At 42.1% G+C, this 20,848-nt stretch carries 14 protein-coding genes and 1 riboswitch; of the genes, 11 read left to right on the top strand and 3 right to left on the bottom strand.

Features of this window, described 5'->3' with window-relative positions:
* Nucleotides 1-17 precede the first annotated feature (17 nt).
* The 6 genes from AXF23_RS06660 to AXF23_RS06685 all read left to right on the top strand — a co-directional run bounded on the left by AXF23_RS06660 (nt 18) and on the right by AXF23_RS06685 (nt 9,112).
* Nucleotides 18-1,550 (top strand): ATP-dependent DNA helicase, encoded by a 1,533-nt coding sequence (locus tag AXF23_RS06660; protein WP_107624749.1) that lies wholly within the window; start codon nt 18-20, stop codon nt 1,548-1,550.
* Between the two features lie 211 nt (nt 1,551-1,761).
* Nucleotides 1,762-3,522, top strand: coding sequence for a 1-deoxy-D-xylulose-5-phosphate synthase (locus tag AXF23_RS06665; protein WP_089366706.1), 1,761 nt, complete (start codon nt 1,762-1,764; stop codon nt 3,520-3,522).
* Nucleotides 3,523-4,340: 818 nt separating this feature from the next.
* Entirely contained in the window at nt 4,341-4,922 is a 582-nt protein-coding gene (locus AXF23_RS06670) for a biopolymer transporter (RefSeq protein WP_089366705.1), read from the top strand.
* 122 nt (nt 4,923-5,044) lie between these two features.
* On the top strand, nt 5,045-5,617 hold the full coding sequence (locus tag AXF23_RS06675) for a GNAT family N-acetyltransferase (RefSeq protein ID WP_107624750.1): 573 nt from the start codon (nt 5,045-5,047) through the stop codon (nt 5,615-5,617).
* A gap of 167 nt (nt 5,618-5,784) precedes the next feature.
* Nucleotides 5,785-5,975, top strand: a riboswitch (cobalamin riboswitch).
* A gap of 30 nt (nt 5,976-6,005) precedes the next feature.
* Nucleotides 6,006-7,982 (top strand): TonB-dependent receptor plug domain-containing protein, encoded by a 1,977-nt coding sequence (locus AXF23_RS06680; RefSeq protein WP_107624751.1) that lies wholly within the window; start codon nt 6,006-6,008, stop codon nt 7,980-7,982.
* 65 nt (nt 7,983-8,047) lie between these two features.
* Entirely contained in the window at nt 8,048-9,112 is a 1,065-nt protein-coding gene (locus AXF23_RS06685) for a YncE family protein (RefSeq protein ID WP_107625818.1), read from the top strand.
* Between the two features lie 782 nt (nt 9,113-9,894).
* Here the strand turns inward: AXF23_RS06685 and nhaD (AXF23_RS06690) are convergent.
* Both nhaD (AXF23_RS06690) and nhaD (AXF23_RS06695) read right to left on the bottom strand, forming a co-directional pair.
* Nucleotides 9,895-11,280 carry a sodium:proton antiporter NhaD gene (nhaD, locus tag AXF23_RS06690; protein ID WP_107624752.1) on the bottom strand — a complete coding sequence of 462 codons (1,386 nt, stop codon included), beginning with the start codon at nt 11,278-11,280 and terminating at the stop codon, nt 9,895-9,897.
* A gap of 205 nt (nt 11,281-11,485) precedes the next feature.
* The gene (gene nhaD, locus AXF23_RS06695; RefSeq protein WP_107624753.1) at nt 11,486-12,871 is read right to left on the bottom strand and encodes a sodium:proton antiporter NhaD; all 1,386 of its coding nucleotides are present in this window, start codon (nt 12,869-12,871) and stop codon (nt 11,486-11,488) included.
* Nucleotides 12,872-13,043: 172 nt separating this feature from the next.
* Here nhaD (AXF23_RS06695) and AXF23_RS06700 point away from each other — a divergent pair, with 172 nt between their 5' ends.
* Together AXF23_RS06700 and ligA are read left to right on the top strand one after the other, a co-directional pair.
* Complete coding sequence (locus tag AXF23_RS06700) at nt 13,044-13,439, top strand: (deoxy)nucleoside triphosphate pyrophosphohydrolase (RefSeq protein ID WP_107624754.1); 396 nt, start codon at nt 13,044-13,046, stop codon at nt 13,437-13,439.
* Nucleotides 13,440-13,520: 81 nt separating this feature from the next.
* Entirely contained in the window at nt 13,521-15,542 is a 2,022-nt protein-coding gene (ligA, locus tag AXF23_RS06705; RefSeq protein ID WP_107624755.1) for an NAD-dependent DNA ligase LigA, read from the top strand.
* Nucleotides 15,543-15,613: 71 nt separating this feature from the next.
* On the opposite strand, the gene AXF23_RS06710 is transcribed toward ligA, so the two are convergent.
* Nucleotides 15,614-16,363 carry a nucleoside-specific channel-forming Tsx family protein gene (locus AXF23_RS06710; RefSeq protein ID WP_107624756.1) on the bottom strand — a complete coding sequence of 250 codons (750 nt, stop codon included), beginning with the start codon at nt 16,361-16,363 and terminating at the stop codon, nt 15,614-15,616.
* A 98-nt stretch (nt 16,364-16,461) separates the two neighbouring features.
* Between AXF23_RS06710 and trmD the strand changes: the two genes are divergently transcribed.
* The 3 genes from trmD (at nt 16,462) to AXF23_RS06725 (ending at nt 20,746) form a co-directional block, all read left to right on the top strand.
* Complete coding sequence (gene trmD, locus AXF23_RS06715) at nt 16,462-17,139, top strand: tRNA (guanosine(37)-N1)-methyltransferase TrmD (protein WP_107624757.1); 678 nt, start codon at nt 16,462-16,464, stop codon at nt 17,137-17,139.
* Nucleotides 17,140-17,182: 43 nt separating this feature from the next.
* On the top strand, nt 17,183-17,719 hold the full coding sequence (locus AXF23_RS06720) for a DUF805 domain-containing protein (protein ID WP_107624758.1): 537 nt from the start codon (nt 17,183-17,185) through the stop codon (nt 17,717-17,719).
* Between the two features lie 717 nt (nt 17,720-18,436).
* Nucleotides 18,437-20,746 (top strand): TonB-dependent siderophore receptor, encoded by a 2,310-nt coding sequence (locus tag AXF23_RS06725; RefSeq protein WP_107624759.1) that lies wholly within the window; start codon nt 18,437-18,439, stop codon nt 20,744-20,746.
* Nucleotides 20,747-20,848 lie beyond the last annotated feature (102 nt).

Below are 20,848 nucleotides of genomic sequence, written 5' to 3' on the forward strand. Positions count from 1 at the left end.
GTAAAAGACATTAAGCAATGATAATTGATGAACTGAAATATAGGATATTACAGAACTTTGGCTTTGAGCCAACAACCGACCAAACACATGCTATTGAGGTCTTTACACACTTTATGACCGAGCGTGACGAGCGTGTTGTAATGATTCTCAGAGGTAGTGCCGGAACGGGTAAAACGTCCTTAGCGGGTGCGATTGTACGTACACTGCAGCAATTACAACAGAAGGTAACTCTCTTAGCACCGACGGGTCGTGCTGCTAAGGTATTCTCCTTAAATGCCAACCAGCCTGCTGCAACCATCCATCGCACCATCTATCGTGAGAAAGCCTTTACCGGATTAGATGGAAAGTTCAATCTAAACGTCAACCTCTTCCGCGACCGCTTGTTTATGGTCGACGAGGCTTCAATGATTAATTTATCGTCTAACAACACCACCTTCGGCAGTGGTTGCTTACTTGACGACCTTATCCAATATGTTTATAACGACCGAAACTGTCGCATGCTGCTTGTTGGAGACAAGGCACAGCTCCCTCCTGTAGGTGAAGAAGAGAGCCCTGCGCTACGTTCAGATGTTCTTCGAGCCTACGGTCTGACAGTCTATGAATGCGACTTAAACGAGGTGCTTCGTCAGAGTCAAGACTCTGGCATTCTCTATAACGCCACCGTTATTCGTCAAATGATAACCCATGATGAGGTAACGCAACTACCAAAGATTCGCTTCAATGGCTTTGCTGACATTTCTATTGTCCCAGGTGATGAACTTATCGAACGACTGGCCTCCAGCTATTCTGAGGTGGGAATCGACGAGACTATGGTCATCACACGCTCCAACAAACGTGCTAATGTATTCAATCAAGGTATTCGAAACATGGTTCTTGGACGTGAGGAAGAACTGACAACAGGCGACATGTTGATGGTGGTGAAGAATAAATATAAGAACACCCCTACCCCTTCTCCATCCCTCAAAGGCAGCCTCAACAATGCTACAAATAACGTAAACAGCCTTACTACACAAGCGACAAGACAGGTTACGCAACTCCCTTCAGGAGGTGGAAAGGAGATAGAAAAACCCGTACTAACCTTCATTGCCAACGGCGACCGTGCTGTTGTGCGACGTGTACGCAATGTTCGCGAGTTCTATGGGTTCCGTTTTGCTGATGTGTCATTGGAGTTTCCCGACTATGATAATGCTGAAGAGGAGATGACGGTCATCCTTGACGCACTGATGACAGAAGCCCCAGCCTTGACTCAAGAGCAGAACGAACAACTCTTCCAACATGTGTTAGAGGATTATGAAGACATCCCTCTAAAGGCAGACCGCATGAAGAAGGTGCGTGAAGATGAGTATTATAACGCCCTACAGGTAAAGTTCGGTTATGCTATCACCTGTCACAAAGCGCAAGGTGGACAGTGGGCACACATCTATCTTGACCAAGGATACATGACAGACGAGATGCTCACACCCGATTACATCCATTGGCTTTACACCGCTTTCACTCGTGCTACTGAACATCTCTACCTTGTCAACTGGCCCAAAACACAAGTGGAATAAACGGTTGAAGCCTATACAACGACTCCGCTACAGGGATAACAAACATCTCCACAAGACTTAAATAGTCTGAAAAAGACATGAAACAAAGAGATAAACAATTCATAAAAAGATAAAAACGATTGTTTTATATGGGGTTGAAATAATGAGTATTCAACAGAAAATGATTATATTTGCCCTTAAATAAGATATGTATTCACATTAAATAGAGAAGATGTATATAGAGAATATTAAATCTCCAGCCGACTTAAAGCAGCTGAATATTGAGGCATTAAAGGTTGTAGCTGATGAGACCCGTCAAGCAGTATTAAATCGTGTAAGCAAGCATGGCGGACACGTTGGACCTAACCTCGGCTTTGTAGAGGCAACTGTTGCCCTCCACTATGTCTTTGACACGCCTAAAGACAAGTTGGTTTTTGACGTGAGCCACCAAAGTTATCCACACAAGGTATTAACAGGACGTGCTTCAGGATTCCTTGGTAACCTCGACGAGATGAATGCTATTAGTGGCTATTCTTCACCAACAGAGTGTCCTGAATATGACAATTTCGAAGTTGGACACACCTCTACTTCCGTGAGTCTTGCCACTGGTCTGCAGAAAGCTCGTGATATAAAAGGGACGAAAGAGAATATTATTGCAGTCATTGGTGACGGTTCTCTCTCTGGTGGTGAGGCTTTTGAAGGCTTTGACGAGGCTTCCGAACTCGGCACAGGTATTATTATCGTCGTGAATGACAACGAGATGTCTATCGCTGAGCCACACGGAGGTATCTACAAAAACCTACGTGACCTACGTGAAAGCAATGGCCAGTGCAATCACAACTGGTTTAAGGCTTGGGGCTTTGAATATAAGTACTTAGAGGAAGGCAACGACGTAGAAAAACTCATCGAGGTGTTCCGCAGCGTGAAAGATACGAACAAGCCGACCGTAGTTCATATCCATACCGAGAAAGGACATGGCTTTACACCAGCCGTTGAGAATAAGGAAGCATGGCATTATGGTATGCCTTTCAATAAGGAAGATGGCAGCAGACCAGAGCGTCCAACTACTGAATCCTACGAGCAACTACTTAGTGATTGGCTGTTGAAGGAGATGAAGCAAGACAAAACACTCATCGCTGTGACAGCCGGTACACCTTCGGCAGCAGGTTTCACACCAGAGAAACGTAAAGAAGCTGGCGCACAACATGTTGACGTGGGTATTGCAGAAGAACAGGCTGTAGCGATGATTTCTGGTATGGCAAAGGGTGGATTGCGACCAGTATGGACTGTTTTCAGCACCTTTATCCAACGTACCTACGACCAAATAGCACAGGATCTCTGTATCAACGCTAATCCAGCTGTTATCAACGTGACTTGGGGTGGCACTGCTTCCATGAATGACATTACCCACATCTGTCTCTTTGATATACCAATGTTATGCAGCATTCCAGGACTTATCTATCTTGCTCCAACAACCTGTGAAGAGTATTTTGCAATGTTACGTTGGGCTATCCTGCAAGATAAGAAGCCTATTGCTATCCGCATACCAAGCAATGGTGTGCATCACACTACGGAGACTATTGACAGAGAATATGCTTACGAAGCAAAATACAAAGTGATACAGAAGGGTGAAAAGGTTGCTATCATCGCTGCTGGCTCTTTCTATCAGAAGGGTGAAAATGTCGTTCGTTTACTTGCCGAGAAGGGAATAAAGGCAACACTCGTCAACCCTCGTTACTTAAATGAAGTTGACCGAGAGACACTCGACTCACTGAAAGGAAGCCACGAATTGGTAGTCACATTAGAAGATGGTAGTAAAGATGGAGGCTTCGGAGAACGTATCGCTGCCTACTACGGGACATCAGAGATGAAAGTACTCGTGGGAGGTATAAAGAAAGACCTTTATGACCGCTTCGACCTTCAACAGCTTCTTTCAGACAACCATTTACTTGACGAACAGATCGTTGAAGACGTGATAGACATCCTGTCTTAACGTTTTGCGAATGGATAAGGATGTCGATGGGTATATCGTGGGATTAATCATCTCTCACGAATACCACAGACGAAACAGAGCTTTTTTGCACACGTGAAGAGCCTACAAAAGGCCTTCTAACGACAGATATCACAGAGTACTTTCGCTGACATCAGCTATAAGCTCTGTGATATCTTGCGTTTAAACAATTCCTCAGCGGGCTCTCTCTCTGTGGAGAAATTGATATCTCTTTGTGAGATACAAAACCCACAACACCCCTACAATGATATTGATAGAGACCAAAGGAATGCTAAATATACAGATAGAAGTTGTAAGGATATTTCATCAAACACCTGTCTCTCCATTCGAAGAAAGGCCGAGGAAGAGACAAGAAGACGCCTTTCAACGTTCAAGAACATGCCCTTCTTGCATGTTGAAGACACCCTTCTTGAAGCAAGAAGGGCGTCTTTTTCGGTATTATACGTAACATTTTGATTTATTATAAGTTATAAACTTACTTTTAGCAGAGCTATATTCCTTTCGTGAGGACATCCATCTCGACTTTATGTAATTATTTTTTACCACATTACAAATTACTCCGAAGTATTGGAAAAGAGTAAGACGAAGATCGTTATTGCCCGTTAAGGAGAGCGTTTAACATCATCGACAAGCAACGTATCACAGGTTAAACCCACGTTGAAAGACCATTATCTCTGAGTCAATCAACTTTACATTTTTATAGTTAAAACATTCTAAAAAGGCAACAACTAACAAGAATAATACTTATCTTTGAGGACATTTATAGATTAAGTCTTTAATTCATTTAAACTAAGAAAATTATGAAGAAAGTATTTCTTATGGCTCTTGCTGTAGCAGCAATGACTATTTCAAGTTGTAACAACGGTAAAACTAATGCTCCAAAGGCTAATGCAGACTCAGACACAACAGAGTCAGTTGCTGCAGACTCTGCAACAACTGCAGCTGCTCCTACCGATGCTGATCAGCTCATCAACCAACTCAACGAGAAGATAAAGGCTAAGGATGAGAAGGGTGTTGCCGCTTTATTGACCACAGCTCAGACCAAGATGGCTGAGTTGGCACAGAAGGATCCAAAGCAGGCACAGGAGTATATCGGAAAAATTCAGCAGTGGATGCAGAGTAATTCAAAGAACATTCAAGAGGCTTTGAAGGCTTCTGGCAATGAAGCAGCTGCTGAGGCTGTTGGCAAGGCAGTTGACGCAGCATCAAAGCAGGATCCAAAGGACGTTACAGAAAGTCTACAGAAAGCAAAGGATGCAGTAAAGAATGCAACACCTGAACAGATTGAAGCTGCTAAGAAGGCTGCTAAGGAAGCTGCCGAAAAGATGCAGGGTAAGTCTGGTGAGGCTGCTAAGAAGGCTATGAAAGATTTAGGTCTTTAATCCTATTTCACCCCACCCCTTCCTCGCTTAGGAAGTGGTGGGGAGTTTGTTCAAACCTTATATCATACGGATTTCACCCACGAGAAACACGCTATCTCAAATAGTTTTCGTATCTTCGCACTATGATTAGAATTGAAGATGCACAAAAAGAACAGGCTGAAATAATAGCCCGACTGATCATGGAAGCGATGAACCACGACTGTTGTCAGTGGTTTGCAGGACCAGACCATAGCTTAGAAGAGTTCCACCAGCTTATAACATCGTTAGTAGAACGGGATGATTCGCAATACTCCTATCTCAACACATTGGTTGCACTAACAGCACATAACGAAATTGCGGGTATCTGTGTCAGTTATGATGGTGCGAAACTTCCGAAGCTGAGACAAGCCTTCATCGAAGGAGCCCTCAAGGCTTTCGGTCGCAATTACGCTGATATGGATGACGAGACGTCGGCTGGCGAACTGTATATCGATTCGCTCTGTGTAGACAAAAAGTTCCGTGGGAAAGGGATAGCAAAGCTACTTCTTGAGGCAACGATAGAGAAAGGAAGGAAGATGAACCTCCCTACTGGTCTGCTCGTCGACACTGGTAATCCTTCTGCCGAACGACTTTATCACCGTGTAGGCTTCGTTTATGTAGACGATAACCAATGGGGCGGACATCAGATGAAACACCTTCAAAAGCACCTTGATTGAGGTTGGCTTTTGAGATAGAACAACTTTTATCGGTTCAAAAGAGCATTATCTATGAATTGATAGGCCTACCTATTGCATTACGGTCTATTCTCTGATTGTGACAATATTCTCGTGAGACAATAGACAGAAAAGCATACCTTTATTTGTTATTCTCCTCCCTTTATCGTATCTTTGTAGGCGCAATAGGTTCATTATAAGCATGATTAAAAAGGGAAAGCGGTGAGATTCCGCTACTGTCCCGCAGCTGTAAGTTGTCTGTCACAGGTAAACATAAGCCACTGATAACGAATGATTGGGAAGGCGTTTACCTTCTTTTGGATAACAAGTCAGAAGACCTGCCATTGCAAGTCATTGCATCCCTCGAGGAAGGGCACTGCATAGAACCTTTATGATACATTATAAGAAGATGAGGCAACTGGCTTCTTTCTTTCTGTTGTTATGCCCTTTGAGTATGACATCACAAACCGTAACCAATGATTCCACACAGACGATAGAGGAGGTGGTGGTCAAAGGCTTCCGTATTCCTGGGAATGTATTGGCAAGTACACCGATACAGACTCTGTCACACACGGATATGGAGCGTCTCGGCATACACGATATGGGCGATGCGCTGAAACGGTTTGCTGGTGTACAGGTGAAGGACTATGGCGGTGTAGGCGGTATGAAGACGGTAAATATTCGAGGCTTAGGGGCTGGACACACGGGCGTTACGTATGACGGAGTACAGGTAGGTGACTGCCAGAGTGGACAGGTAGACCTCTCTCGCTTCACGCTTGACAACGTCTCACTCGTCAGTTTGCAGATTGGACAAGAAGACAATATCTATCAGAGTGCAAAGGCTTATACCTCAGCAGGACTCATCAATATCAGTACGTTACAAGGCGTATCCGACCGCAAACCACACCTCACAACAACACTGCGCACGGGTAGCTATGGTCTCTTTTCACCCTCCCTACTCTATCATCAACAGTTCTCACGTTTGGGGATTGGCGCATACACAAGCTACGAAAGGGCCGACGGAGTTTATTGGTTCACGCTAAAGAATGGTATCAAGACCATCCATGAACGTAGAAACAATAGTGACATAAAGACGTGGCGAGGTGAACTGAATATGAGCTATCAGCTCACGGATAAGCAGACATTGCAGTGGAAGGCTTATGGCTTCACGTCAAACAGAGGATTGCCAGGGGCTGTCATCTATGACAACACGTATTCGGCAGAGCGGCTGAAAGATAAGAATGTCTTTACGCAAATGCTCTATGAGAACCGATTTAGCAATCGTATCAGGATGAAAGCGGCTGCTAAATGGAATTACGCTTGGTCACGCTACTCTGATATACCTGCCAGTGGATATAAAGAAGATACCTACCGACAGAACGAAACCTACCTAACAGCAACGCTGTGGACAAATCCTTTGCAGGGATTAAACCTATCTTTCGCACAGGATTATGCGCATAACCATCTATCCATGACGCTGCCGAAAGCTGCCAACCCTACCCGCAACTCACTGTGGACAGCCTTAGCAGCTAACTATCAGATAGGCCCTTTCAGTGTCAATGCATCTCTTCTTGCAACGAATATCTACGAACGTGTAAAGCAAGGGAACGCTTCAGACGGATTTCACAGACTATCGCCTGCCTTCAGTATGCAGTGGCGTTGTCTGCAAGACTTCCGCCTCCGCTTTGGATATAAAGACATCTTCCGTACTCCAACACTCAATGAACTTTATTATACAGGTATTGGTAACCGCCATCTGAACCCAGAGAAGTCACGCATGTGGAACCTTGGTACGACTTACTCGCACACCTTTAATCGTACACTCCAGCTTTCCTTGACTGCTGATGGGTATTTTGGCAATGTCACCGATAAGATTATTGCGGTACCAAAGATGTTCTATTGGCAGATGATGAACGCTGGGAAGGTTCGCCAATTAGGGCTTGACGTATCAGCAAACATAGAGAAGAGATGGGGTAATGATTGGACCGTGAGTGCGACAGGAAGCTATAGTCTGATGAAAGCAACCGACATCAGTGATCCAACAGTCGTCTATTACCGCAACCAGATAGCTTACACACCACTTCATTCGGGTTCAGCAAGCGTCTTATTACATACTCCTTGGCTCGATTTCAGTTATAACGTTTTATTCATGGGAGAGCGATACACGCTGAGTTATAATATCCCAGACAATCGTATGAAACCATTTGCCGACCATAGTATAACACTCTCGCGGGAGTTCAACATCAATAAGCAGCAATTACGAGTACAGTTTGATGTGCGCAACCTCGGCAATAAAAACTATGAGGTTGTTCGCTTCTATCCAATGCCAGGCACCAACTGGCGACTGTCTGTAAGCTGGGTACTTTGAGCAAGAAAATAATCACAATAAAAGGATTCAATAAAAATTCAATTATAAACAAAACAATGAAGACAATGAAAAAGAATCTACTTGCGTTAGGCATTATCCTCATGTCTGCGCTCACATTCACTGCTTGTAGCGATGATGACGACTTTTATGATGGTAAGCAACCAGAGGTATCAACCACAGACGTCTATGTTTCTTGCGCCGGTAACTTTGGAGCTAATGATGGAACTGTTGGTATTCTTGATTACAACATACAAGCTCGTCCAACAGCACCTTTCCTTTATCGCAATGCTTACCAGGAACAAAATGGCATCAAGATTGGTGATGCACAAGACTTGATCGTATTTGGTGATAAGGTTGTCGTTGCTTGTACTACTTCTTCTAAGATTGAGGTTCTGAACCGTGTAGGTAAAGTAGAACAGACAATTAAGCTCCACAACGTTGAGCCACGTTACTTGGCTACAGATGGTAAGTATGTTTACTTCTCTGCCTACAGCGGCAAAGTATATAAGATGAATCCAAGAGATAAGCAGAAGCCAATGGTCGACTCTGTTGTTGTGGGTGACCACCCAGAGGCCATCTCTATTACGAATGGTAAGCTCTATGCAAACCTTTCAAACTATAGTATGACTGGTAATGGTAAGTACGTAGCAGTAGTAGACCTCAACACATTCCGTAATCCAAAGAATATTGAGGTTGGTCTCAACCCTTACAATCAGAACATTGCTGCTGGTAATGACGTATTTATCGTGTCTATGTTTGATTATGTCGAAAAGCCATTAGTACAGAAGATTGACACAAAGACCAACAAAGTGACACAACTCTTCAATGCTACTTCCATTGCATACAGTGCCCAGAAGAATGCGCTTGTCTGCCTATATGCTCCTTACGGAAGCAATGATAAGAGTTTTTTCCTCTATGACTTAGCTACAGGTCAGAAGACGAACCTCGACATGACAGGGCTTCGCAGTCCTCAACAAGTTAATGTTGACAAGTGGGGTAACATCTATGTTATAGACAATCCAAGCTATAATGCACCAAGCGAAGTGTTCTTCTACTCACCAGAAGGCAAGCTCATCCAGGGTAACATCATCGTTGGAATGAGTGCACAGAACGTACGCTTTGCCAATTAAGCCATAGCTTAAACACAACAAAAAAGATTGGAGATAAACATCATTTATAGGTGTTTATCTCCTTTTTGTGTGATATATAATAGCCTAATATACTTTATTCTTTACAGCTGTTCACCCGACATTCTGAATGAAATAACTATGAGTCTCCATGGTGTTAGCGTCCACACTTTTCCATGAACGTTTTGGGGTCTTGTTGGCAAACAATTATCCTCATATCCATTAAAGCTATTTTGCTACATTTCTGTTGGGGAATTCATCTCTCATAGAGAACAATACTAAACATACGGATTAACTTATAGCTTATTCCATAAGCCAGATAAGTTTAATCCTATCAGAAGGTGAGAATGAAAGGGGAAACATAAACTTTTTGGATAATATTCTTGTACATCTGAGGAGTTCGCAATCGTTAGCTGATTTATTGAAAACCAAACTTGCTGTCATTCCTGTCAGCTATCATCCCCTCCTAACACCTTACTCTGCAACAGTTTACATGAAATGTTAAATATGACAGCAAACTAAAATAAAACTATATTGGGTATTTGTGTAGTTGTTTTCTTTCATATTCTGCAATCTTGCTCATGCTGACAATGGAAATATTTGATAGGTTCTAAGACGTGAAAAACGTCTTATATAAGGCTGATTATTAGAGCTCATAAATAATAAGAAGACCACAAGAAGTGGGAACAAAGAACAAGTAAAGCGGGTGTTTCCCACCTGTAGAGGAACCACCCGCTTTATGTATAATGTAATTTCTAATACTCTTTAATAGATAATACGGTCGTTTACAATGGTGTCTTAAAGATAAACGTACGGATAATCCAATAAGAGAGAATACCACAGAGGTAGCCTAAGAAAGCTATCCACGAAATCTTCTTCATGTACCAACCAAAGGTTATCTTCTCCAATCCCATTACGACAACACCTGCTGCAGAACCAATGATAAGGATAGAACCACCTACTCCAGCACAATAAGCCAATAGCTGCCAGAAGATGCCATCAACAGCCATGTCGCCTGTTGCCTGAACTGGATACATACCCATACTACCTGCAACAAGAGGTACATTATCGACTATAGACGAGAGAACACCAATAACTCCTGTCACTGCATAATGATTACCTTGGAAGAAACTGTTTAATCCTCCACCGAGTTCATGTAATACTCCCACCTCCTCAAGACAGGCGACAGCCATCAAAATACCAAGGAAGAAGAGGATTGTTGACATATCTATACGACTCAATAAGTTGGATACTCGCTTTGAGAAATCCTCACTGTCGCCTTTTGAACGATGTAAACTACGATAGAATATCTCTGTTATCGTCCAAAGAATACCTAATACAAGGAGGATACCAACGAATGGAGGAAGGTCTGTGAAGTAATGGAATACTGGTACGAAGCAGAGACCACCCACACCAATAGCAAAGATTATCTTGCGTTGTGAACCATTGAACTCTAATAGTTCTGTATCACCAGAGTGATCTGTCTCTAACATATCACCACCTAACTTGCCCTTTAATAAGAATTGAAGAACAAAGGCTGGGATAATCATTGATATAAGAGATGGAATGAAAATCTCGCTTATCACGCCACCAGCTGTTATCATTCCTGCATTCCACAACATGATAGTTGTCACATCACCGATTGGTGAGAAAGCACCACCAGAGTTGGCGGCAATGATAACCAATGACGCATAAATCATACGATCCTTATGGTCTTGAACGAGCTTGCGAAGAATCATAATCATCACAATACTTGTCGTCAAGTTGTCCAAGATAGCTGAAAGGAAGAACGTCATGAAGGCTATCTTCCATAATAAACTACGCTTTGACTTAGAACGCATCACGTCTTTAACCCAATTAAAGCCGCCATTCTGATCAACAATCTCAACGATTGTCATAGCTCCCATGAGGAAGAAAAGCGTGGTTGCAGTGTCACCAAGATGTTCGGTTATCAACTTGTTGGCAAATGTGACGAGCTGATCTCCAATACCCTTAAACTCTGGGTGCATCAGTTGCACAAATGGTGAAGGGTCGACCATATAGAGAACCCAACAGAAAACAAACATCAACAAAGCAACTGCAGCTTTGTTGATTTTCGTCAGACTTTCCATCGCTATGAGTGCATAACCCAAGACGAAAACGACGATAATAGCAAGTGTTAGTGTAGACATAAATAATATTAATTCGATTGTACTTTGGCGCAAAGGTAAGCAAAAGAAATGAGTTGCACATAAAGAAATCAAATTAATTATAAGAAAAAGACCACAAGAAGAGGGAATAAAGAACAAGTAAAACGGGCGCTTCCTTACCGTAGAGGAACCACCCGCTTTAATTATAATGCAATTTTTAATGCTCTTTAATAGATAATACGGCCGTTTATAATGGTGTTGTAAAAATAAACGTACGGATAATCCAATAAGAGAGAATACCACAGAGGTAGCCTAAGAAAGCTATCCACGAAATCTTTTTCATATACCAACCAAAGGTAATCTTCTCCAATCCCATTACGACAACACCTGGTGCAGAACCAATGATAAGGATAGAACCACCTACTCCAGCACAATAAGCCAAGAGCTGCCAGAAGATGCCATCAACAGCCATGTCGCCTGTTGCCTGAACTGGATACATACCCATACTACCTGCAACAAGTGGGACGTTGTCAACAATAGACGATAATACTCCTATGATACCCGTCACTACATAATGATTACCTTGGAAGAAACTGTTTAATCCTCCACCGAGTTCATGTAATATACCCACTTCTTCAAGACAGGCAACAGCCATCAAAATACCAAGGAAGAAGAGGATTGTTGACATATCAATACGGCTCAACAGATTGGTGACACGCTTTGAGAAGTCTTCGCTATCGCCCTTAACACGATGTAGCTTGCGATAGAATATCTCTGTAATCGTCCAAAGAATACCTAATACAAGGAGGATACCAACGAATGGAGGAAGGTCTGTGAAGTAATGGAATACTGGTACGAAGCAGAGACCACCCACACCAATGGCAAAGATTATCTTGCGTTGTGAGCCATTGAACTCTAATAGTTCAGTATCACCAGAGTGATCAGTCTCTAACATATCACCACCTAACTTGCCCTTTAATAAGAACTGAAGAACAAAGGCAGAGATAATCATTGATATAAGAGATGGAATGAAAATCTCGCTTATCACGCCACCAGCTGTTACCATTCCCGCATTCCACAACATGATGGTTGTCACATCACCGATTGGTGAGAAGGCACCACCAGAGTTGGCGGCAATGATAACCAATGACGCATAAATCATACGATCCTTATGGTCTTGAACGAGCTTGCGAAGAATCATAATCATCACAATACTTGTCGTCAAGTTGTCCAAGATAGCTGAAAGGAAGAATGTCATGAAGGCTATCTTCCATAATAAACTACGCTTTGACTTAGAGCGCATCACGTCTTTAACCCAATTAAAGCCGCCATTCTGATCGACAATCTCAACGATTGTCATAGCTCCCATGAGGAAGAAAAGCGTGGTTGCAGTGTCTCCAAGATGTTCTGTTATCAACTTGTTGGCAAATGTGACGAGCTGATCGCCCATACCCTTAAACTCTGGGTGCATCAGTTGCACAAATGGTGAAGGGTCGACCATATAGAGAACCCAACAGAAAACAAACATCAACAGAGCAACTGCAGCTTTGTTGATTTTCGTCAGACTTTCCATCGCTATGAGTGCATAACCCAAGACGAAAACGACGATAATAGCAAGTGTTAGTGTAGACATAAAAAATATTAATTCGATTATTCTTTGGTACAAAGGTAAGCAAAAGAAATAAGTTGCACATAAAGAAATCAAATTAATTATAAGAAAGATAGACTCGTTCGCTAAATTGTAGTATATTTGCAAGTAAAGTATGAAGTAAAAGATAAAATTATCTTGATAATAGAAGAAATCGATGGAAAAGAAATATCTCAACGTTGTTTGTGCTGTTATCCATGACGGTGATAGGTTTTTATGCACCCAACGGTTACGTAAAGGGCCTGAATATATTGCTGAGCATTGGGAGTTCCCAGGCGGTAAAGTGAAGGAGGGAGAAAATGATTACGAGGCTTTGCGACGTGAACTACACGAAGAGATGGATTGGAATATCTATGTAGGGGCAAAGCTCGGGAGTATTGAACATGAATATCCTGATTTCATTGTCCGGCTTACTGCCTACGACTGTATGGCACATGATAAAGATTTCAAACTTCTTGAACACATTGACGCATGCTGGTTAAGGCCAGAGGAATTTACAAAGCTCAATTGGACGGAGGCTGATGCAGCACTCATTAAACAGCTTTGGAAATAGCCTCTAACGGTTCAATCAGTTCTTATTCCTACTTAATAAATACACAGAACAATTTATCATCATCAGCTATCAAACCAAATTATGAACAAAGAAATACAATCACTTGTCAATCAACTTAATGCTGCATCCGACGCTTATTACAATGGTCGTGACGAACTTATGACAGACTATGAATGGGATGCAGCCTTTGATAAGCTAAAAAAGTTAGAAGAAGAAACAGGTATTATACTCCCCGATTCTCCAACACAAAATGTATCTGCCGATAATGTTGCCGGTAAAAAAGAAGTACATGAGTTCCCTGCACTATCCTTGGCAAAAACTAAGAAGGTAGAAGACCTTGCTAAATGGGCAGAGAATAGACCTATATGGCTCTCATGGAAGTTGGATGGATTGACACTTGTTGTTACATACGATAATGGTAAACTGACAAAGGTTGTCACACGTGGAAATGGTCATATTGGCACCAATATTACTCATCTTTCTACGGCTATTGATGGTATCTTGCAAACCATTCCCTATAAGGGACATCTTGTTATCCGTGGTGAAGCTGTCATCAGTTATCCTGATTTTGAACAGTTTAACATGGAAGCAGAGGAAGAATATGCCAACCCTCGCAACCTCGCATCGGGCTCTCTCACTTTGAAAGATATCAATGAGGTGAAAGCCCGCCACTTGCGTTGGATTCCTTTTACACTCGTTTATACAGAGGAAGAAATAAACTCTTGGGGCGGACGCATGGAATGGCTTGAACACCAAGGTTTCAGAGTTGTCGACAGAGAGCTCATCGAACAGCCTACTATTGCCAACATAGAGGCAGTCATACATCATTGGACAGAAAGGGTAACAGGCGCAAGTTCGTCACCTTTCCCCTACCCCGTTGATGGCTTAGTCATCACTTACGACGATACCGTCTACGCTGCAACAGGTTCTGTCACAGGCCATCATGCCACACGTGCAGGCTATGCCTTTAAGTGGCAAGATGAAAGCGCAGATACAGAGTTAGATTATATCGAATGGTCATGTGCTGCTTCAACCATTTCACCTGTTGCCGTTTTCCGTCCTGTTGAGTTGGAAGGAACAACCGTTAAGCGTGCTTCCCTTTGTAATATCTCCGAATGTGAACGATTAGGGATTGGCGATAAAGGAACAAAAATAGCTGTTATAAAGGCAAATAAGATTATTCCGAAGGTTATAAACGTTATTGAAAGCGTTGGTACTTTCCATATTCCTGAGACTTGCCCAGTATGCCATTCTGCTACAGAAGTTAGCGAAAGCGAGGTTAGTGGAACACGCACACTACACTGTACCAATACACATTGTCCAGCTAAACAGCTGAAGAAATTTGGTAGATTTGTATCAAAAGAAGGTGTAAACATTGACGGACTCTCCGAGCAGACCGTACAGAAATTTATAAACCTTGGATGGGTTCGTGAATATGCTGACCTTTTCCATCTTACAGAACATGCCACAGAGCTGCGTACAATGGAAGGTTTCGGAAACAAGAGTGTCACTAAGTTATTGGCTGCTATTGAAAAGGCTCGTAATGTTGAAGCACGTCGTCTGCTCTTTGCTTTAAACATTCCCCTTGTTGGACAAGATGTTTGTAATCGTCTTTTATCAGCTTATCCATTGGAGGAACTTATTAAAACAGCTACAGAAAGTGCAGCAGAAGATGTCTTCTCAACGATTGCTGGTATTGGACCAGAGAAGAGTGCAAGCTTTGTACGCTGGATGAAAGATACTGATAATCAATCAATGCTACAGCATCTGTTGGTTGAGCTAAACGTTAGTCAACCTTCATCAGCACCAACTGGTGATAGTTGTCAGGGATTAACCTTCGTTGTTACAGGTGATGTTCACCATTACAAGAACCGCAACGAACTGAAAGCATACATAGAAAGTCAAGGTGGTAAGGTAACTGGTTCTGTTTCTAAATCAACGAATTATCTTATAAACAATGACGTAGAAAGTACTTCTGGAAAGAATCAGAAAGCAAAGGAACTTTCCATTCCTATTATATCAGAAGATGATTTCATAGCTCGCTTTGCACAAACCACAACGTCAGAAACATCTTCACAATCCACAGAAGGAAATTTATTCTAAGGCATAAATACAATAAATATATAAAGGAGACGATTGCTACATCGTCTCCTTTTTATATATAAACAACTCTTTTAGAAGGTCCACTTAGCTGCTACTGTAGGGATAGCATAGAAATGGTTATTCTGTCCTTTGTCATTCCATACGAAATTGTTACTAATCTCAACCTCTGAACCCAAGGATAGATTCACATTCTTCATACCCTTGAGTGTATTGAGATTAACCCAGAACTGAGGTTCAGAAAGGAGTATCAACTTACCATTAACATTTGGATCATACCAAAGGTCACAGAATCCAGAGAATGTACAAAGACCTTTAGCGAAGGTTGTACCCCATACCTCTGTCAGCTGAAAACCACTGAAAGGATGTGCACCAGTGTGAGCATTCTTAAACTGATACTTATACATCAACTGAAGGCTGAACGTTTTTGAAAAGTCTTTTGAAGCCCAGTTCCATGCACCACCAAGAAGAACAGCATGCTGATAACGGTTACCATAATAGCTATCCATAGTTTTACCAGAACCTAAACCACCGTCATACTCAACATGTGCAGCCCACTGCTTATTCTTCGTAAGATTAAACTCACGTGAAATCTCCCAATAAGCACCCATTACTCCATCGCTCTTGTAATCAATATCAGTAAACATATAGGTAGAACCCCATGTATCAGGTTTGAACATTTCTACTGTTGTTGTTACTGACGTACGAGAACTTAGGTTCTTGTAAAGACTATGACCTAAGTCATAATGCAACTGGACATCTTGTGCGTTTGCACAACAAAAAGCTGCTATCATACAGATAGCGAGGGAAAAGAATCTTTTCATAACTGTTCTTAGTTTATATATTAGAAACTGCAGCAAAGTTACAAAAAAATCCTAAACTATCAACGTAATAGCAAAAGATTAGTTAACTTTGTGCCTATATGAGAATAGATATCATCACCGTATTACCAGAGATGCTGGAAGGATTCGTACACGAGAGCATCCTTGCCAGAGCAGAAAAGAAAGGGTTGGCAGAGATTCGTCTGCACAATCTTCGTGACTACACAAAGGATAAATGGCGCCGTGTTGACGACTATCCTTTTGGTGGACAAGCTGGTATGGTCATGCAGATTGAACCTATTGATCGATGTATCGCTGCTTTGAAGGAAGAGCGGGAGTACGATGAAGTCATCTTTACATCACCTGATGGCGAACAATTTAATCAGAAGATTGCTAATGACCTCTCATTGGGAGGTAACTTCATTATTCTTGCAGGACATTATAAAGGCGTTGACCAACGTGTACGCGACCATCTTATTACACGTGAAATATCTGTTGGCGACTTTGTTTTAACAGGTGGCGAACTACCAGCAGCCATTATTGCCGATGCTGTTGTACGACTGGTTCCAGGTGTTATCAGTGACGAACAGAGTGCACTCTCCGACTGTTTTATGGATGATATGCTCTCAGCACCTATCTACACCCGCCCTCGTAGCTATAATGGTTGGGAGGTGCCAGAGATACTTCTCAGTGGACACGAGGCTAAGATTAGACAATGGGAGTTTGATCAAGCTATGGAGCGAACCAAAAGATTGCGTCCTGATCTCTTGAAAGAATAAGACAAATGAGCATCTAAGATTAACTAATAAAACTATACTAATTATGTCACAGTACAAAGAATTACCACAAGTTGAGTTTGCTGTAGCAGCACAGAACGCATTCAAGAAATTCTTTCAGTTCAATGGTCGCATCCGTCGATCTGAGTATTGGTGGGGCTTTCTTACCCTTTTCATCGCAGCTTTTGTTATATCATTAGTTCCCTTTGTCGGACCTCTTGTAGCACTTGTTCTTAGTATTGCAGGCATTTCTATGCAGTTCCGTCGTTTGCATGACACTGGAAGAAGCGGATGGTGGTGGGCTGCCCAAGCTTGTGTAGGAACAATTTCTTGTACACTTTTCTTTGTGTCTTTCAACTTCAGCGCATATTTAGAAGCCATACGATCACAAGATATTCAGGCCGCAATGAACGTTTTGATTAGTGCTATAACAAGCATAACAGGTATCTTAGCTATCGTTTTCTATCTAATAAACATCGCCTTAGGTATTACAATTCTGGTTTTCCTTCTACAAGATAGTCAGCCAGATGCAAACAAGTATGGTGAGTCTCCGAAGTATGTTCTTCAGAATACAGAGGTGTAAAAAACATTATTGTTGGGTAACGTAGTTAATAGAAAAGAGACGACTTACCGTCCGACTAATAACTTTCCAGCCGACGTTACACGAAGAAACAGAACGTAAGCTACTACTTTGCTCAACATCTTCATAGAAACGTAATAGGTAATCTTCCATGTTTCAAAAGAACCAGTAAAGTAATAAAAAATCATTACATAACATCGTACGAAACATCTTCACCGAAAGGATATAACATCTCCAACAGCCAAACTCATAACACACAACAAATCAGCATATTACAGATTGCGTCACAGAAGACGTCCCTCTTGCAGCAAGAAGGGCGTCTTCTTCATATAAGAAGAGCATGTTCTTGAACGTAGTTAGGCCTCTTCTTCCCTCATATACAGCCTTTTCTCTGAATGAAGAGGGAGTAATCACAGAAATATCCTTACAATTTCTACTTACTCATTTAGTGTCCCCCTCTTCAGCTAACAGCTTTTTCATAAGGGTAAACTAACATTCTATTACTCGCTACATTTGGAGAGATACGGAAGTTAGACCATTCTTTCTAACTTTTACAAGTGCTCTCACACCACACATAAGTAGGGACTTATTATTACATATTGTCACTCAATAACCTAACAGAAACTAATTTATACCAACTCTTAGGTATTGTAGTATTCATATTTTATATATACTTTTGCACCGCTTATAAATTATTTCAGGATTATTATATTTATCAATATGGTTAAAAGATTACACTCTTATATTTTATTGACAGGTACCTTATTATATTCTGCAGCCCTGCCAATAAATGCACAAGGGAACACTATGGGTAAAGTCCCAACAGATAGCCTTACACAAGACACATTGTTTTCAACACCTTATCTGCACGACCAAGTACTGCAGACGGTAGAAGTAATTGGACGTAACGAACGTTCCTATAAGAATACCAACTCTTTCATCGGTACAAAGACAGAGACACCTTTGAAAGACATCCCACAATCTATCGGTTACGTAACAAAGGAGTTAGTGCGCGACCAAGGCGCAACAACTATCAATGAGGTTGTAAAGAATATCAGTGGTGTAAACCAATATACCTTCTATAATGACTTCTCTATCCGTGGTTTCCGCACTACTGGTAACCGTAATTCTGGTAACCTTGTCAATGGTATGCGAGCACAGACAAGTCTTTGGAAACAGCAGTCATTAGCAAACATCGAGCGTGTTGAAGTTATCAAAGGTCCTGCCTCTGCTCTCTTTGGCAATGCTGCACCGGGTGGTGTTATTAATCGTGTAACTAAGAAACCACTACCTTATCAACGCAATACAGTATCAACAACCGTTGGTAGCTTCAACACACTGAACACCTATGGAGATTTTACTGGACCATTAGACAAGAAGCATACCCTACTTTATCGTCTTAACATCGGTTACGAACATACTGATTCTTACCGTGACCTACAGGAAAACACAAACTATATCGTTGCACCATCATTCTCGTTTCTCCCAACACAAAGGACACGCTTTAACGTCGACATCGTTTATCAGCGCACCGATGGCAAGGTTGATCGTGGTCAGCCTATCTTTGGAGATGGTGACCTCAAATCCGTTCCTATCACTCGTTCGCTCTCTGCAACAAATGACTATCTTAAGGAGAACCTCGTGAATATTACGCTTGGTGTAACCCATAAGTTCACGGATAACCTCTCTTTCAATGCTACCTATCTGAACTCTTCCTATGATGAAGACCTTCGTGAGCACAATCAAGCCAATGCTTACGTGAAGTTAGCAGATGGTACACAGAGTCCGTCACGCATCCTTATGCAGTGCCTTGTACGCCAGCGTCACTTCCGCAACAATAGTTTCAACACCTATTTTAACTATAACGTAAGCACGGGTTCAGTCCATCATCGTATCCTCTTAGGCTATGACTATTTCCAAATGGCACAGCAAGCTGGCTCGTCAGCAATGACTGCTGGAGGCTATCTATTGAAGGACGGTACGACAACAACGGCTTTCAAGCCTGCCAACATTGCTAAATACGTACTCGACAAGGATGGTAATCCACGAACGAATGTGCCTTACTATGACTTGACAAGCAATAATAACAACATTGAACGCGACTACTCAAAGTATATCTTTGTCTCAACAGCACTCTCTCCTTACCTACAGTATTCTCATGGCATTTATCTTCAAGAGCAGATGGAAGTAGGACCAGTAAAGCTTCTCTTGGGTATTCGCCAAGAAATATTCACTGATGTACTAAATTATAAGACCAATAAGGAGACCCGTACCACGCAGCATGCGTTCATTCCACGCCTTGGTGCTGTCGTTTCAATCAATAAGAATCTGAACGTATATGGTACATGGGTAAAAGGCTTTGAGCCACAGAGTGCATCCGTACAGGGTAACCCTAACACCGGTGGACCATTCGACCCAGAGTATAGCCAGTTGTTGGAAGCGGGCTTGAAAGGCGAATGGTTTGACAAACGACTTAGTACAACGCTTTCATTCTTCCATCTTCAGAAACGCAACACACTCTATAATGCTAACGACGCAAACAACCCTGAGTTGTTAGAACAGGTGGGAGAAGAGACGTCAAAGGGTATAGAATTTGATGTGGCAGGCTTCATCCTCCCTAACTGGAGTGTTGTTGCAAACTATGCCTACACCCATGCTGCTATCACAAAGACTGCAACTGATTCTGAGAAAGACTTTGGAATGCAGCGTCCTAACACTCCTCGTAATGCTTTTAATATCTGGTCAAAGTATATCATACAGACTGGTACGCTACGTAACTTCGGTTTTGGACTTGGTTGGAATGCTGTTACAAAACGTTATGGACAAGTTGGAAGACGTGAGAATACTACGGTCTACCCTGGCTATGGTCTCATTAACGCTGCCCTTTACTATCGTCTCCGTAACCTGCAGGTACAATTAAATCTCGACAACGCACTGAACAAAGTTTATTGGGTGGGCGGATACGACAAACTCCGCTCCTTCCCTGGTGCTCCACGGAACATTAAAGCTACAGTCACTTACAAGTTCTAAAGAGTAAACAAAACACAATCATAAAAAGCCTTCATCCGTCTGCAGCATTATTGTCCTTGCAGAAGATGAAGGCTTTTTACTATCAGTAGTGATGTACTAAAA

The organism is Prevotella sp. oral taxon 313 (assembly GCF_003043935.1).
Lineage (GTDB): Bacteria > Bacteroidota > Bacteroidia > Bacteroidales > Bacteroidaceae > Prevotella > Prevotella jejuni.